The 15,993-nt window shown below is 42.5% G+C and carries 12 protein-coding genes; all 12 read right to left on the minus strand.

Annotation, left to right across the window (positions count from 1 at the left end; all coding sequences use genetic code 11):
- Positions 1 to 28: 28 nt before the first annotated feature.
- The 12 genes from B9T38_RS12980 to B9T38_RS13035 all read right to left on the minus strand — a co-directional run bounded on the left by B9T38_RS12980 (position 29) and on the right by B9T38_RS13035 (position 15,908).
- Complete coding sequence (locus B9T38_RS12980; RefSeq protein WP_086197197.1) at positions 29 to 619, minus strand: LemA family protein; 591 nt, start codon at positions 617 to 619, stop codon at positions 29 to 31.
- Between the two features lie 395 nt (positions 620 to 1,014).
- Entirely contained in the window at positions 1,015 to 1,437 is a 423-nt protein-coding gene (locus tag B9T38_RS12985) for a hypothetical protein (RefSeq protein WP_086197198.1), read from the minus strand.
- Positions 1,438 to 1,782: 345 nt separating this feature from the next.
- Positions 1,783 to 3,204, minus strand: coding sequence for a glutamate synthase small subunit GltD family protein (locus tag B9T38_RS12990; RefSeq protein WP_086197199.1), 1,422 nt, complete (start codon positions 3,202 to 3,204; stop codon positions 1,783 to 1,785).
- A gap of 73 nt (positions 3,205 to 3,277) precedes the next feature.
- Positions 3,278 to 7,753 (minus strand): glutamate synthase large subunit, encoded by a 4,476-nt coding sequence (gene gltB, locus B9T38_RS12995; protein WP_171263241.1) that lies wholly within the window; start codon positions 7,751 to 7,753, stop codon positions 3,278 to 3,280.
- A 453-nt stretch (positions 7,754 to 8,206) separates the two neighbouring features.
- A complete protein-coding gene (locus B9T38_RS13000) occupies positions 8,207 to 9,052 on the minus strand; it encodes a hypothetical protein (RefSeq protein ID WP_086197201.1) in 846 nt (281 codons plus the stop codon).
- 3 nt (positions 9,053 to 9,055) lie between these two features.
- The gene (gene aroB / locus B9T38_RS13005; protein ID WP_086197202.1) at positions 9,056 to 10,141 is read right to left on the minus strand and encodes a 3-dehydroquinate synthase; all 1,086 of its coding nucleotides are present in this window, start codon (positions 10,139 to 10,141) and stop codon (positions 9,056 to 9,058) included.
- A gap of 17 nt (positions 10,142 to 10,158) precedes the next feature.
- On the minus strand, positions 10,159 to 10,707 hold the full coding sequence (gene aroK / locus B9T38_RS13010) for a shikimate kinase AroK (protein WP_086197203.1): 549 nt from the start codon (positions 10,705 to 10,707) through the stop codon (positions 10,159 to 10,161).
- Between the two features lie 36 nt (positions 10,708 to 10,743).
- A complete protein-coding gene (locus tag B9T38_RS13015) occupies positions 10,744 to 12,870 on the minus strand; it encodes a type IV pilus secretin PilQ (protein ID WP_171263240.1) in 2,127 nt (708 codons plus the stop codon).
- Positions 12,871 to 12,932: 62 nt separating this feature from the next.
- Positions 12,933 to 13,460: a pilus assembly protein PilP gene (locus tag B9T38_RS13020; protein WP_086197205.1), complete on the minus strand. Its 528-nt coding sequence runs from the start codon at positions 13,458 to 13,460 to the stop codon at positions 12,933 to 12,935.
- Positions 13,461 to 13,462: 2 nt separating this feature from the next.
- Entirely contained in the window at positions 13,463 to 14,197 is a 735-nt protein-coding gene (locus B9T38_RS13025; protein WP_086197206.1) for a type IV pilus inner membrane component PilO, read from the minus strand.
- Positions 14,194 to 14,847: a PilN domain-containing protein gene (locus tag B9T38_RS13030; protein ID WP_086197207.1), complete on the minus strand. Its 654-nt coding sequence runs from the start codon at positions 14,845 to 14,847 to the stop codon at positions 14,194 to 14,196. Before B9T38_RS13030 ends, B9T38_RS13025 begins: the two co-directional genes overlap by 4 nt.
- Positions 14,847 to 15,908, minus strand: a complete 1,062-nt coding sequence (locus B9T38_RS13035; RefSeq protein WP_086197208.1) for a pilus assembly protein PilM — start codon at positions 15,906 to 15,908, stop codon at positions 14,847 to 14,849. The genes B9T38_RS13030 and B9T38_RS13035 overlap by 1 nt, the downstream gene beginning before the upstream one ends.
- Positions 15,909 to 15,993: the final 85 nt, after the last annotated feature.

The following is a 15,993-nucleotide window of genomic DNA, read 5'->3' on the forward strand; positions in this document are numbered from 1 at the left end:
GCGCACCCTTTTTTATGCAGCTACCCGATTAATCAAATGAAACCTTAGGCGCTGTTTGTGCACCCTGTTCGGCACTGAAATTCGGTTTCGGATTCATACCGATAACTTTAGCCGTCATCACTTGCGGGAACTGCCGTGAATAGGCATTAAAATCTTGAACTGAGGCAATATAACGGTTACGTGCCACCGCAATGCGGTTTTCAGTCCCTTCCAGCTGCACCTGTAAATCACGGAACTGCTCGTTCGCCTTTAAGTCAGGATAATTTTCCGAAACGGCAATTAAGCGTGATAATGCACTGGTCATCTGTGCCTGAGCTTGCTGATATTTCTGGAATAAAGCCGGATCTTCCAGCACTTGTTTATCCACTTTTAAACCTGCCACGTTAGCACGTGCCTGAGTGACTTCAGTCAATACTTGCTCTTCATGCTTGGCGTAACCTTTTACCACATTAACCAGATTAGGCACCAAATCGGCACGACGTTGATACTGGTTTTGCACTTCTGCCCAGGAAGCCGTAACCGCTTCATCCTTCACCTGTAAAGTATTATAACCACAGCCTGATAGGATCAAAGTACTGCTTAGCGCCAAAATAACAAACGTTTTCTTCATAAGATTCATTGAAATATTCCTCTATTATTTATTTATATTTGTTTAAATATTTTTTCATTCTATCGGTATTTTCTAAAGCTTATGTAGTTTTTTAATGAATTTTTTGTCCAGTTGAACATCAAACACCATCGTTCATTAAATCGGAGATAATGTTCATGGGCATGATAGTATTTATGCTGAATACTATTAGACAAAAAAACAAGCGACGGAATCATCTGCATTATTCCACCCCTCACAGCATAACTGAGCTGCTCAATCCTCTAGAACCAGAAATATCAGGCTGAGATGCAAAAAATCCGATACCAAATATGGCACCGGATTATTTCTTAACATTCTTGGCACTAAGCTGATCAATGAAGATCCCTTTGATGAGACACGAATGCCCGTAATGCAATAATTAACAATTATTGATAACCATCTTCCATTTTATCTACTTCAATACGGTAAAGTTTAGTGCCATTCTTAGCATATACTAAACGGCCTGCATTCTTATAATACGTTTCTAAACGATACTGATCTTGAGAAAACATGCCTGCAACTGGAATCCAAGCCTTACCTGTTTGGTAGTTTTTTTGATCTGATGGCATGCCAACCATATCTTCGACTTGGCGTTTAGACATGCCAATCTTCAAGTTTGCAAACTTCGAGTTTTTATAGTCTCCTCTGATCTCTCCAGTATAGCTACCATCAATCGAAGCCACTTTTACAGTATTACCTGAAGCAGAAGAAGGGGTCTGTTGGGATAAGTTTTTTGAACCTGATGGAGCTGGCAAAGAAGAACATGCCATTAAACTTAAACTGCTGACAAGAATAAAAATATTTTTCATTTTTTAGCCTTATTACTATAGGAAATTTTAAGAAAATTGTGAAGTAATTCTAAGGAAAATTAGTGCCTTAATATATAGCTTTTTATACCAAAAGTAAAAAAAAGAAGCTGTAGCAGATTATCTTTTTAACAATTCAATCTCATTACTTTAAATAAATTACAAGATGAGGTGGGAAGCTACTCACGCCATATCTTTCTCCTTCAACAAAACTCATGCCCTGAAAAACGTACTTTTCCTTAAAGCAAGAATGTTAATTTATATAAATGAATCTCATCATTTCAGGCAATGCGTCACGGCAATAAAAAACCCGCCGAAGCGGGTTTTTTATTCATGTTTAATCTCTAATTAAACATCCAGATAATCAAGGATACCTTCAGCAGCCTGACGACCTTCCCAGATTGCAGTCACCACTAGGTCAGAACCACGCACCATATCGCCGCCAGCAAAGATTTTCGGATTTGAAGTCTGGAATTTAAATTCTTGCTGTTCTGGCGCAACTACACGGCCTGAACCATCCAGATTAATTTTCACATCATTAAACCAATCAGCAGGACTGGTACGGAAACCAAATGCTAAAAGAACTGCATCAGCAGGCAAGATTTCCTCAGAACCCGGTACAGGTTCAGGGCTACGACGACCACGGCTATCTGGCTCACCCAATTGTGTAGTCACAAATTTAACGCCTGTCACTTTGCCGTTTTCACCGACAATTTCGATTGGCTGACGATTAAACTGGAATTCCACACCTTCTTCGCGTGCATTTTTCACTTCACGGCGAGAACCTGGCATGTTTTCTTCATCACGGCGGTAGGCACAAATCACTGATTCAGCACCTTGACGGATAGAAGTACGGTTACAGTCCATCGCTGTATCACCACCACCAAGTACAATCACTTTTTGACCTTCTACACTGATGTATTCAGCAGGATCTTTTTCCCAGCCTTGGCAACGGTTAACGTTGGCAATCAGGAAATCCAGTGCATCATAAACACCATCCAGATCTTCACCTGCAAAACCGCCTTTCATGTACGTGTATGTTCCCATACCCATAAACACGGCATCGTAGTCTGCAAGCAGCTGATCAATCGTAACATCAGTACCAATTTCAGTATTGAGACGGAATTCAACGCCCATGCCAGTGAAAATTTCACGGCGACGTTTCATCACGTCTTTTTCCATCTTGAATTCAGGAATACCAAACGTCAGCAAACCGCCAATTTCAGGACGTTTGTCGAATACCACCGGTTTAACACCGTTACGTACCAGAATGTCCGCACAGCCAAGACCCGCAGGGCCCGCACCGATGATGGCCACTTTTTTGTCTGTCCACTTCACGTGTGACATGTCTGGACGCCAGCCCAACGCAAAAGCGGTATCGTTAATGTATTTTTCCGCATTACCAATGGTCACTGCACCAAAACCGTCGTTCAGGGTACATGCCCCTTCACACAAACGGTCTTGCGGACAAACACGGCCACACACTTCCGGCAGTGTATTGGTTTGATGGCACAGTTCTGCTGCCTGAAAAATACGACCTTCAGCAATTAACTTTAACCAGTTTGGAATGTAGTTATGTACCGGACATTTCCATTCACAATAAGGGTTACCACAACCTAAACAGCGATGCGTCTGGTTTGCCGCAATTTCCGCTGTAAACGGTTTATAAATTTCCACAAACTCTGCTTTGCGGACAGTTAGATCTTTTTTCTCTGGCTCTTGGCGTGGGACATCCAGGAATTGAAAGTCATTGTTTAGGCGCTCTGCCATGTCTCTCTCCGTGGGTAGGTGTAGCCGGTTGATTTAGCTGCTACACCTGCCTATATATCTGCAAGTAGTGGAATTATTGTGGATCAGCTTTGGTTGTTTTCAAAAGCGTTTGCAAATTAGCAGCTTTTGGTTTTACAAGCCAGAATTTACGGCTGTAATAATCAAACTCATTGCGGATCTTGTACGCCCAAGCACTACCTGTCTCGGCAATATGTTCATCCAGAATGCGAAGCAAGAATTCTTGATGTTCTTCCATCACCTCTGTAGAAATACGGTTGAGCTCAATTAACTCATGGTTGTAATGGTCAACGAAGTCGTTATCCAAATCAAGTACATAAGCAAAACCACCGGTCATACCTGCACCGAAGTTGTGACCTACTTTACCCAGTACAGTCACAATACCGCCAGTCATATATTCACAGCAGTGGTCGCCAGCACCTTCAATCACAGCAAAGGCACCCGAGTTACGTACTGCGAAACGCTCACCCGCTGTACCTGCAGCAAACAGTTTACCGCCAGTCGCACCATATAAGCAGGTGTTACCAATGATCGCTGTTTCCTGAGTCTGGAACGGTGAACCTTTAGGTGGGAAGATGGACACGCGACCGCCCGCCATACCTTTACCCACATAATCGTTGGCATCACCTTCAAGTTTAATATGTAAACCGCCAGCGTTCCATACACCTAAAGACTGACCCGCAGTACCGGTCAGATTGACTTTAACAGGATGCGCTTCCATGCTGAGGTTGCCATAGCGGCGTGCGATTTCACCAGAGATACGCGCACCGATTGAACGGTCACAGTTACCAATCGTGAAGCTATATTCACCGCTGACGCCTGCTTCAATCGCTGGCAACATTTCTGCCACCATCTTCTCAGCCAGAATACCTTTGTCAAATGGTGCATTGCCTTGAACCTGGCAATATTGCGCCTTGCCTTCAGCTGCAGGATGGGATTCAAGCAATGCACTTAAGTCTAGATGAGCATGTTTTTCAGTTTCACCCGGCAACATTTCCAGCAAATCAGTACGGCCAATCAAGTCTTTCAAGCTTGCAACACCTAGCGCTGCCAGCCATTCACGGGTTTCTTCCGCAATAAAGTGGAAGAAGTTGATCAACATTTCAGGCTCACCAATATAGTGTTCCTGACGTAAATGATCCTGTTGAGTTGCCACACCGGTCGCACAGTTATTCAGGTGACAGATACGCAGGTATTTACAACCAAGCGCGATCATTGGTGTTGAACCAAAACCGAAGCTTTCTGCACCTAAAATTGCCGCTTTCACCACATCCAGACCTGTTTTCAAACCACCATCGGTTTGTACACGGACTTTGCCACGCAGATCATTCACACGGAGTGCTTGATGTGCCTCGCTTAGACCCAATTCCCATGGCGAACCGGCATGGTGAATTGAAGATAATGGAGAAGCTGCTGTACCGCCGTCATAGCCGGAAATGGTAATGAAATCGGCATAAGCTTTTGCAACACCGGCAGCAATGGTTCCTACACCCGGTTCAGATACCAGTTTCACAGACACCATCGCTTGCGGGTTGACCTGTTTCAAGTCAAAGATCAACTGTGACAAATCTTCAATCGAGTAGATGTCATGGTGCGGTGGAGGTGAAATCAGGGTTACACCCGGTACAGAGTAACGTAAACGTGCAATCAAGCCATTCACTTTACCACCCGGTAACTGACCGCCTTCACCTGGTTTTGCACCTTGCGCCACTTTAATTTGCAAGACTTCTGCAGAAGTCAGATAAGCAGGTGTTACACCAAAACGGCCTGAAGCAATCTGTTTAATTTTCGAGTTACGGATGGTGCCATAACGCGCTGGATCTTCACCGCCCTCACCAGAGTTGGAACGACCACCAATGGTATTCATGGCAATCGCAATCGCTTCGTGCGCTTCAGGAGACAAGGCACCCAAAGACATCCCGGCAGAGTCGAAACGCGGCAGAATATCTTCTACAGATTCCACTTGATCCAGTGGAATTGAATTATCAGTTTTAAGTTTCAACAAGTCACGAATGGTTGCAACCGGACGGTTGTTCACCAATTCAGCATATTCTTTAAAATCAGCGTATTCACCTGAACGAACCGATTTATGCAAAGCATTGATCACATCCGGGTTAAAGGCATGATATTCCTTGTCGAATACGAATTTCAGCATACCACCCTGATCGATTGGCTTACGCGATTTCCACGCAGTATCAGCCAGTTTTTTCAGGTCATTTTCAAGATCGGCAAAGGTTGCACCCTTAATGCGGCTTGGTACACCTGTGAAGCATTTATTGACCACTTCTTCAGATAGACCAACGGCTTCAAATAACTGGCCACCACGGTAAGAGGCAACAGTCGAAATACCCATTTTAGACAGGACTTTCAACAAGCCTTTCTCAATCCCTTTACGGAAGTTCGCCTGTGCATGAATCGGGTCACCCAACAATTCACCTTTGGCAATCAGGTCATTGATGACGTCATAAGCCAGGTAAGGGTAGATTGCAGTTGCACCAAAGCCCAAGATGACTGCAAATTGATGCGGATCACGCGCCAGACCGGTTTCAACGATAATGTTGGCATCGGTACGCAGGCCGACATTGATCAGGTGGTGATGCACCGCACCTGTTGCCATGAGTGCATTGGCTGGCAAGAAACCTTGACGGATTTTCTTGTCTGAAAGCACCAATAAAGTTTTACCATCACGAATAGCTTGAGCAGCCTCTTCACAAATACGTGTGATGGCAGCTTCCAAACCTTCAGTTTCTGCATAGTTCAAATCAATGTCAGCAATTTCATAACCTGGACGCCCAAGGGTACGAATTTGATGCATTTTGGAATTTGACAGCACAGGACTTGAGACAATCAGACGATCAGCATGCTCAGGGCTTTGCTCGAATACATTTTGTTCACGACCAAAACAGGTCTCCAGCGACATCACAATCGATTCACGCAGTGGATCGATTGGCGGGTTGGTCACCTGTGCAAATTGCTGACGGAAGTAATCTGATACATGGCGTACCTGGCGAGATAACACCGCCATTGGCGTATCATCACCCATTGAACCCACAGCTTCCTGACCGCTTTCTGCGATTGGACGAAGCAACTGGTCACGCTCTTCAAAAGTCACCAGGAACATTTTTTGTGAAGCTTTTAGCTCGTCGCCTTTTAAGCCTTGATCACATAAATATTCTTCAAGTTCCGGGCTACCTTGTACACGTACAGAATTTTCACGCAACCATTCACGGTAAGGACGCATTTTTTTCAAATGATTGCTGACATCTTTGGTATCCAGCAATTTGCCAGTGAAGGTATCAATCACCAAAATCTGGCCCGGTCCTACACGACCTTTAGAAATCACATCTTCAGGTTCATAGCCCCACACACCAATTTCTGATGCAAGAGTAATGTAACCATTTTTAGTAATGACCCAACGTGCCGGACGTAAACCATTACGATCCAGCATACAGATGGCATGACGACCATCCTGGATAACTAAGCCAGCAGGACCATCCCAAGCTTCCATATGCTTAGAGTTGAATTCATAGAATGCACGTAGGTCAGCATCTAAAGTTTCAACATTTTGCCAAGCTGGTGGAACCAGCATACGCAGTGCACGGAACAAGTCCATGCCACCACCGACAAGAATCTCAAGCATGTTATCCAGACTTGAAGAGTCTGAACCGGTACGGTTCACAATCGGATTAAGATCGGTTAAACCTGGCAATAACGGGTTTTCGAATTTTGGTGTACGTGCCATGGCCCAGTTACGGTTTGCAGTAATGGTGTTGATTTCACCATTATGCGCAAGATAACGGAACGGCTGTGCCAAAGGCCAACGTGGTAATGTGTTGGTCGAGAAACGTTGATGGAACACCACAATATGGGATTCCAGGCGTTCATCTGCTAAATCGGTGTAAAAATCAGCAATCGCTTCAGGCATCATCAAGCCTTTATAGCTAATCACTGTAGAACACAAAGTCGTCACGTAGAATGATGGATCATTGCTTAACTGCTGTTCTGCACGACGGCGTGCCAAGAACAATTTGCGGTTAAACTCAACCTCAGTCACACCCATCGGGCAATTGACAATAATCTGTTCGAATGCAGGTAAAGACTGCATTGCAATTTCACCAAGCGCATCATTATTGGTTGGGATAACACGCCAGGCTAAAACTGTAAGGCCTTCCGATTCAATCTCTTTGGCCAGTACTTGTTTAGAATGTGCAGCAATCGCCGGATCTAGATTTAAAAATACCGTACCGACAGCAAAAATTTCACTTAGAGTGATATCACTGAGTTTTTTGGCTTCTTCACGGAAGAATTTTTTCGGCATTGCCAAAAGCAGGCCACAACCATCCCCTGTCTTACCATCTGCGGCAATACCACCACGGTGTGTCATGCAGCTAAGGCTGTGCATAGCGGTTTTAACGAGATCATGGCTTGCATCACCCTGCATATGGGCGATTAAACCGAAACCACAGTTATCTTTAAACTCATCCGGTTGGTATAAACCTTGAGCGGGAGCTACAGTATTAGGCGATGGCATGTGCATAGCGTACCCTTCTTTCAACATGGCCCATAAAGCGGGCATCTAACAATCAAATAACTTCTTTGCGATTTAGTCCAATTCACTCACATCAAGATCAATGTTGAGCAAAACTTCTTCATCCTGTCTAAGATAGTCTGATTTTGATCTTTGTACATGGATGAATTGCAAAAAATGTTTTGCTTCGTTTACGCACTCTTTTAAAGCAGGTAAATTTGACAATTTCGCACACTCATTGAATCTTTTCGCGCCAAAACAGGGACATTAACTCAATTCATGCACCAATAAAGCAAAAAATATGCCAATTTAAAAATTAGAGTGCTAAATGTTTTAAATATAGAAATATTAAAATTTCATTAACTTTAGATTAATTTTCAAGAAACATATTTCGCACTATATTTGTGCATATAAATAATTTTATAACTCAAATTGCTCTATTTTAGAACTATATTTTTAATTAAATGGGTCATTAATTTCTTTTTCCGAAATCTTGTTTCCGCCTTGTTTCGGTGCAATATCCGCACCTGAATGTGACTGCTGGATATCTACCACATTACCCTGTTCATCACGCCGGGTTACTGTGGTGGTCGTGGTTGCATTTTTAGGATCAGTCTCAGCTGCAGCCGGCTTAGGCTTCGGCAAAACCAGCAAACTTTCATCCACTTTTGGCAAAGGGACTGATTTGAGATTGACTGCATACAATTTATGATTACTGCCCATTTCATCTGCACCCATGTCATTGACTAAAGAAACATAATTCTCAATATCCTGTACTTTAGGCTGAACAGTCTTGGGAAATTGTAGCGGTAATTGTTCTAATACATGTTGAGCTTCATCTTTATTTCGATAGATACCATAAAGAAGTACATATTGTTCAATCTGGTTCTCACCACTCAAACGAATATAAAAAAAGTTGTTGCGATTCGCCTGTTTTTTCAGAAAGCTTCGAATCACATCATCTTTAGTTGCGCGAAACAATTCGATAGTACTTGCATTTTTATTATCATTAATAAATTTGCTGCCACGAAATTCTGGCTCATAACTTCCTGTGGTCACCACCCGTGTAGTCATTTGTAAAGGGCGCACCTCTTCCTGAAGCGCACCCAGCAGGCTGGTCGCAGCAACCTTTTCCGGCTGAATTTGCAGTTCAGATTCAGTTTCAGCAGACTTTTCCACCTCAACCAAAGCCTCACTGTCGGTAATCGCCCAAAAGATCAGTGCTGCAAACAGGCACACCATCCCACACACCAGCCAGATATAGTTTTGAATACGTTGCCATTGTGTCCGGAAGGTTGCCATGGTTTATGCCTTTTCTTGATTCGCTAAAATCGCCTGTTTCATCAATTCCACATCAAATTCTTTGCTGATCACAGCCTGCCCGAGCGATTTCATCAGGACCAGACGTAATTGTCCATTCAGCACTTTTTTATCATGTGCCATATAGCCAAGAAATTCTTGCAGTGGAATCACTGGGCATTTTACTGGCAAATGTGCACGTTGAATGATTTTTTTTGTACGTTCCAGATCTTCCTGTGAAATCCAGCCCATACGCTGTGACAAATCAGCCGCCATCACCATACCGGTAGCCACAGCTTCGCCATGCAGCCAGACCCCATAACCCAGATAGGATTCAATCGCATGACCAAAAGTATGACCTAAATTCAATAAGGCACGTTCGCCCTGTTCTTTTTCATCATTCGCCACAATGCGTGCTTTATGGGCACAGGAACGATAAACAGCTTCGGCCAGCAATTGTGCCTCTCGCGCGACCAGACCATCCATATTTTGTTCAAGCCAGACCAGGAAATCACGGTCTCCCAGCAAGGCATATTTAATCACTTCTGCCAGACCGGCAGATAATTCACGGTCGGGTAAGGTCGACAGCTGCGACATATCAGCAAGCACGACCTGAGGTTGCTGAAAAGCCCCGATCATGTTTTTACCGAGTGGATGATTAATCCCAGTTTTCCCGCCTACACTGGAATCCACTTGCGACAGCAGGGTTGTAGGCACCTGAATAAAATAAACGCCGCGCTGAAAACAGGCAGATGCAAAGCCTGCCATATCCCCAATCACGCCACCACCCAAAGCGAGTACAGTGGCATCACGGTTAAAACCCGCTTCCAATAAGGCATCAAAAATCAGGTTCAGGTGTTCAATATTTTTATATTGCTCACCATCAGGCAAAATACATGTTGCGACTGTTTTTCCCAAATGCTCGATTGCAGTCACATAATGTTCCAGATACAAAGGCGCAACCGTGGTATTGGTGACCAGCATGACCTGTTTTCCGCGAATATACGGCTCAAGCAATGATTGAGGATCCAAATCACTGCCAATAAAGATAGGATAACGGCGATCACCGAGTTCAACATGTAAAGTTTGCATGAAATTAAAACCGTTAATTAGACTAGCTTTGTTTCTTCAGAAACAATCATTTGTAAGATTTTTTGCGCCAAATCTCGAGCAGCGCCCTGATTTGTCTCAATAATATAATCTGCAATTTCACGATATAAAGGATCACGAACTGCCAATAAATCACGTAACTTTTGTTCAGGATTTTCAACTTGCAGTAAAGGACGGTTCTTATCCCGATAAGTGCGCTGTAACTGGATTTCAACAGGAGTATAGAGGTAAACAACAATTCCACGTTGTTTTAAAAATTCGCGATTAGGCAACTGGGTCACTGCGCCACCACCGGTTGCAACAACCAAGTGTGAACGGGCTGTGAGTTCATCAATCACCATTGTTTCACGGTTACGAAATCCCTTTTCACCTTCTTTTTCAAAGATCCAAGGAATGGTCGCACCTGTTTTACGCTCAATTTCCTGATCACTATCAAGAAACTCTCGTCCCAACAGTTCCGCTAAATGGCGACCAACAGTTGTTTTTCCAGCCCCCATTGGCCCTACCAAATAGACATTTGGCAGGGTTTCAAACTCATTGCTTGGCAAGGAGTCACCTATTTATTTTGCTAAATTTAAAATATATTAATGATTTCTTGAAACACTGTCATTAACAATTCGTGGTGTAACAAAAATCAATAGCTCTCGCTTATTATCCGTCTTCAAATCTTTACGAAATAAACGGCCTACGTAAGGAATATCCCCCAAGAATGGTACTTTAGTTTGCTTATTAATGGACTCTTGTTCAAAAATCCCACCAAGTACCACAGTTTCACCATTATCCACCAAAACATTGGTATTAATTTTATTTTTAGCTAAATAAAATTCACCTTGAGGAGTAGTTCCTGCAATACTATCACTAGAAATATTAAGATTCATTTGAACCTTACCTTCTGGAGTAATACTAGGAGTCACATCTAAACTTAATACAACATCTTTAAATTCTGTTTTCGATACCGCATTAGCACCACCGCCCTCACTAGATTGATAAGGAATTTGGAAACCTGATTCTACTTTAGCTTTCTGTTTATCTGCGGTTAATACTTTTGGCGTAGAAACCACTTCACCATAACCATCTGCTTGTAAGGCAGAAAGTTCTAGATCCAACATAAAATCAGATAAGCTGATTAAACCGAAGGCAATTTTACCTGCTGGATTAGTCACGCCTAAATCCACATTTAAGTTATCTGGTCTTTGAATGGTATATTTACCCTCATCATCCGGTGTTTTTAAATCCCATAAGGTTGTATCACTACCGCCAACCAACAAATCATTGTTTTGATTAATGCCTTGCGACAATATACCCCACTTCACCCCCATCTCTTTACTAAACTCTGTGGAAGCACGAACAATACGTGCTTCAACCATGACCTGTTTCACAGGAATATCGAGTAAATCGACCATCTTGCGGACTTTATCAATATTTTGTGCAGTATCATTAACGATCAGCGTATTAGTACGTACATCAACTGAAACAGTACCACGTGGACTTAGCAGGGTTTCACTAGAATTATTATTGTCATTACTAGAATTACTAGAATTACTAGAATTACTATTATTTGATGATTTTGCTTGGGTAATCAGTTTTTCAATATCAGCAACCTTTGCATAGCTGAGTTGCATATACTCGGTCTGTATTGGCGCCAATTTCACACTTTGAGCCAGTGCTTTGGCTTCTTCCTCTTCCGCCTTAATCAATTCCGATACTGGCGCAATCCAGATGACATTTCCGTTACGGCGCTTATCCAGATTTTTGGTTTTTAAAATAATATCTAAAGCCTGATCCCATGGTACATCTTTTAAACGCAGGGTAATATTGCCTTGCACGCTATCCGCAGTCACCATATTGATACCAGTGAAGTCAGCCAGCAACTGAAGGACACGACGTACTTCAATATCCTGAAAATCTAAAGAAATCTTTTTCCCTGTATAAGCATTTGCGGCTTTAGGTTTAAGTGGATTCTTATCTTCAGGTCGTTTTAAGCTGATAGTCAGTTTATTATCCGTCTGATAAGCCATATATTCATAGCTGCCAGAAGTTTGAATCGTAATCACTCCATTGCCACCATTATTGGTAGCATCGACCGTAGATACGGGAGTTGCGAAATCATTGACATTTAAACGACGTGCCAAGTGCGTTGGAACTTTATTACCTAGAGTTCGCACCACCACTTTACTGCCCTGTTGTTGTACATCTACCGGAGTATTGCTCCCCAATAAATCCACAACGATTTGACCTTCACCCTGACTGCCGCGCTGGAAACCAATATTGGAAATACCTTGCGCAGCTTTTTGGGTAACAACTGGCTGAGAGGTAAATGCATTCGCAGCTGCAGAATTAATTTTTAAAATAAAAGTATTGCCTTCGACACGCGTGGTAAAGGCACCCGCTTCAGCCAAATTCACGGTTAAACGTGAGCGTTGCGCATCAGAACTCACATCGATGGAAGTCGCTTCTTTTGTTGCAACCAGAATACTATTTTGTCTTAAATTTTGTTGGGCTTTATCAAAATCAAGAATTAAACGTGATGGTTGCTCTAATTGATAAGCCTGAGGTTGTGGTGGCAAACCATTAAACATCACACGAATTTCTGTACCTTGGCCTGCAATCTGCATCGGTACAATATTGGTCATACTCACCTGTGCATTTGCAACCTGCATGATCGCAATCGCAACAGCACCCATAGAAAATTGACGAAACAAATGGTTCATTGTATTGCCATCCCCAAATATAAAATCTTTAAACCTATTATTCATTTTTATTCCTTTTAAACTTAAGGCGCCGGTCCAATTAATACTAGACTTCTTGGACGCTCCACGTATCCTTCTCGCCCATCTGGAACAATTTCCACGAGATCAATCTGTGTAGGCGTGATATTGACTACACGACCATGATTCATGCCCATATAACTGCCGCGCTGTATCCGCTCAATTTCACCATCCGGGGTTTGAATTAATGCCAGGATCTGTCCAGACTGGCTACGCATACTTCCTTTCATATTCAAGGATTCAATTGCATAGCTTTCTAAAGGTTGCAGTTGACGTGATAAATTAGGATAGACACGTTTTCCTGACATAATTTTTAATTCAGCAGCTAGTGAGCTCGGTAAAAAAGGACTTTTAAGTTGGTGTGCAGCATAATCAAATGTCGGTACAGGTGGAAAAACCGGTGCAGGTTCAATCGGCAATGGCGGCTGGTTGCGAATATTGGCCATTTCCTCATTCACGGCATCAATACGTGAATCACAGCCCACCAACAATAAACCCAACATGAAGCTTAGAGAGAATTTTTGCATTTTCATTACTATTTCCCTCCAGCCGTAGCAGTTGAATTTGCATTCTCAGCTTGCGTTTCTGTCGCTTGAGCATCCGCAGCACCGATATAACGGTATGTTTTTGCTTTAACGTTATAATTCACTTGAGGAATATCAGATTTTTTCTCTTTATTTTCCGAGGCGGTAATCTCAAAATCATGCAAAGTCACAATACGTGGCAGTGCAGCAATCCCGCTTACAAAAGAACCAAAAGCATGATAATCACCGGTTGCCTCAATCGCAATTGGCTGTTCAATAAAGAACTCTTGTTTTATTTCATTTTCTAAACGGATATTTTTGAATTTCAGACCAGAATTTACACCAGTGACGTTGATATCTTCAACCAGTCCTGGAATTTCAGTTTCTTTAGGCAATTGTTCCAATTGCTGATTAAAATTCGCTTCCATTTCCTGTAACTGTGCTTGCAACAACTGCAAATTGCGAAGTTTAGAATCTTTTTCACGAAACTCGTTAAGTAGGTTTTGCTCTTGAGCAGCAGCATTCGAAATATTATCCAATTTACTTTTAATTGTTAAAAAATACCCGAGAAAAGCAATCATGACAACAATCAAAATCCAACAGGTGATTTTGACGGATAAGGGCCAACTACCATAATTATTTGGATCTAAGGTATTGAACTGCTGAAGAAACTTATCCAGCGTCATTTTCTTTTTACGCACCACAGCTTCATTTGGATTTAATTCATCAAATTCATCGAGACTCATTCGGTCGCCTCCACGGTTGAATTAGCTGTATTGGATGGTGCTTGTTGTTGTGCTTCTGGTGCAGCAGGTTGGGCGATTTCATCTAAGTCAGCAGTCACCACAAATGAACCATAGCCCTCTTCAATACGCGGAATCACGGAACTTGGCTCTTTATCTTTTTGTTCTTCAACTGCTAAAAAAGAATTCATAAAAGCGTTGCGATACCAGGCAGATGCTTCTAAATTACGCAAAAATTCTGCCACGGTATTTGGACTTTCAGCTCTGCCTTCAATGGTAAATTTATCGCCTGTACGCACAAATTTGGTAATGTACAAATTAGCTGGCGTAACACGAACCAGTTCATCAATCAGACGTACTGCAATCGGACGTTGCCCTTGCAAGCCTTGAATCAGTTTCATACGCTCAATAATAGCATTACGCTGCGCTTCCAAACCTTCCAGAGATTTTAATTGCACATCAAGATTTTGATTGGTGCTGGTAATCAGCTGATTGGCCTGTTCCTGGTCTTCAAGTTTATGGTCATAATAAAACCATGAGGATGTAACCGCCAAAGCGCCAACGAATGCCGCCCCAATACAAATTGCTATAAATTCTTTTTTCCGTTTCTCTCTCAGCTCATCACGCCAAGGGAGCAAGTTAATTCTTGCCATTAATCAAAACTCCTCAATGCCAGACCACATGCCACCATGAGCGAGGAAGCATCATTCTCTATTTTTTTAATATCGATTTGTGGAGAAAACCCCATTTGCAAAAATGGGTTGGCAATTGTGACGCGATAACCCAGTTTTTGTTGTAGTAATTTCGCGAGTCCTGGAATATTCGCATTCCCCCCCGCCAATAAAATGTGGTCAATCTCATTGAACTGTGAAGACGAGAAGAAGAACTGCAGTGATCTTGCTGCTTGCTGAACTACAGCTTCCAAGAATGGCTCTAAGACTTCAACATCATAGTCATCGGGCAATGAACGGGTTTTCTTGGCACGGCCCGCTTCTTCAAAAGACAGACCATAACGATTTTGAATTTCTTGAGTCAGCTGTTTACCACCAAACACCTGTTCTCTGGTATAAATCACTTTATTATTTTGCATGACAGATAAGGTCGTCATGGTATGACCAATATCTAAAATACCCACCGTATTCACACCTATTGGTAAAGTATCGGAAAATACTTTATAGGCATTTTCTAGCGCAAAACTTTCAACATCGGCAATTTTTGGTGTCAGGTTAGCCAGTTCCAGCACTTCAGCACGTGCTTCTACATTTTCAAGACGCGTTGCAACTAAAAGCACATTTACCCGATTCGGATTGGCTAAACGATCCGGCAATACTTCAAAATCCAGACTAGCTTCGTCCAGAGGAAAGGGAATATATTGCTCGGCATCCATACGAATCTGGACTTCACGTTCGTCATCCGTCATATCCGCATCCATTTCAATGGTTTTCGTAATGACCAGTGAAGTTGGGACTGCGAGCGCTGCAGCTGTACATTGAGTATTGGCAAGATTGAGTGCTCGCTCTAGCGCATCACCCACTGCTTCTGGATTTAAAATATTTTTTTCAACAACACTACCTTCAGGCAAAGGAATCAGCGCATAGCTTTCTACCCAATACCTGTTACCACTCTTAACAGAAAGTTCTAACAATTTAACAGAAGTAGAACTAATATCTACTCCTATTAATCCCTTATTCGGCTTACGATATAACCTGAGCACAATATAATTCCTATTATTTTTTTATCCCCAATAAAAGTAACTTACTAATCAGTGATGGTCTATAATTTTATACAGATACAATAAC

The organism is Acinetobacter sp. ANC 4218 (assembly GCF_002135245.1).
Classification (GTDB): domain Bacteria; phylum Pseudomonadota; class Gammaproteobacteria; order Pseudomonadales; family Moraxellaceae; genus Acinetobacter.

What these genes read in the sequence shown, in the direction of transcription:
- B9T38_RS12980 (WP_086197197.1), bottom strand. Translation starts at nt 619, where the DNA reads ATGAATCTTATGAAGAAAACGTTTGTTATTTTGGCGCTAAGCAGTACT.
- B9T38_RS12985 (WP_086197198.1), bottom strand. Translation starts at nt 1,437, where the DNA reads ATGAAAAATATTTTTATTCTTGTCAGCAGTTTAAGTTTAATGGCATGT.
- B9T38_RS12990 (WP_086197199.1), bottom strand. Translation starts at nt 3,204, where the DNA reads ATGGCAGAGCGCCTAAACAATGACTTTCAATTCCTGGATGTCCCACGC.
- gltB (WP_171263241.1), bottom strand. Translation starts at nt 7,753, where the DNA reads ATGCCATCGCCTAATACTGTAGCTCCCGCTCAAGGTTTATACCAACCG.
- B9T38_RS13000 (WP_086197201.1), bottom strand. Translation starts at nt 9,052, where the DNA reads ATGGCAACCTTCCGGACACAATGGCAACGTATTCAAAACTATATCTGG.
- aroB (WP_086197202.1), bottom strand. Translation starts at nt 10,141, where the DNA reads ATGCAAACTTTACATGTTGAACTCGGTGATCGCCGTTATCCTATCTTT.
- B9T38_RS13015 (WP_171263240.1), bottom strand. Translation starts at nt 12,870, where the DNA reads ATGAACCATTTGTTTCGTCAATTTTCTATGGGTGCTGTTGCGATTGCG.
- B9T38_RS13020 (WP_086197205.1), bottom strand. Translation starts at nt 13,460, where the DNA reads ATGAAAATGCAAAAATTCTCTCTAAGCTTCATGTTGGGTTTATTGTTG.
- B9T38_RS13025 (WP_086197206.1), bottom strand. Translation starts at nt 14,197, where the DNA reads ATGAGTCTCGATGAATTTGATGAATTAAATCCAAATGAAGCTGTGGTG.
- B9T38_RS13030 (WP_086197207.1), bottom strand. Translation starts at nt 14,847, where the DNA reads ATGGCAAGAATTAACTTGCTCCCTTGGCGTGATGAGCTGAGAGAGAAA.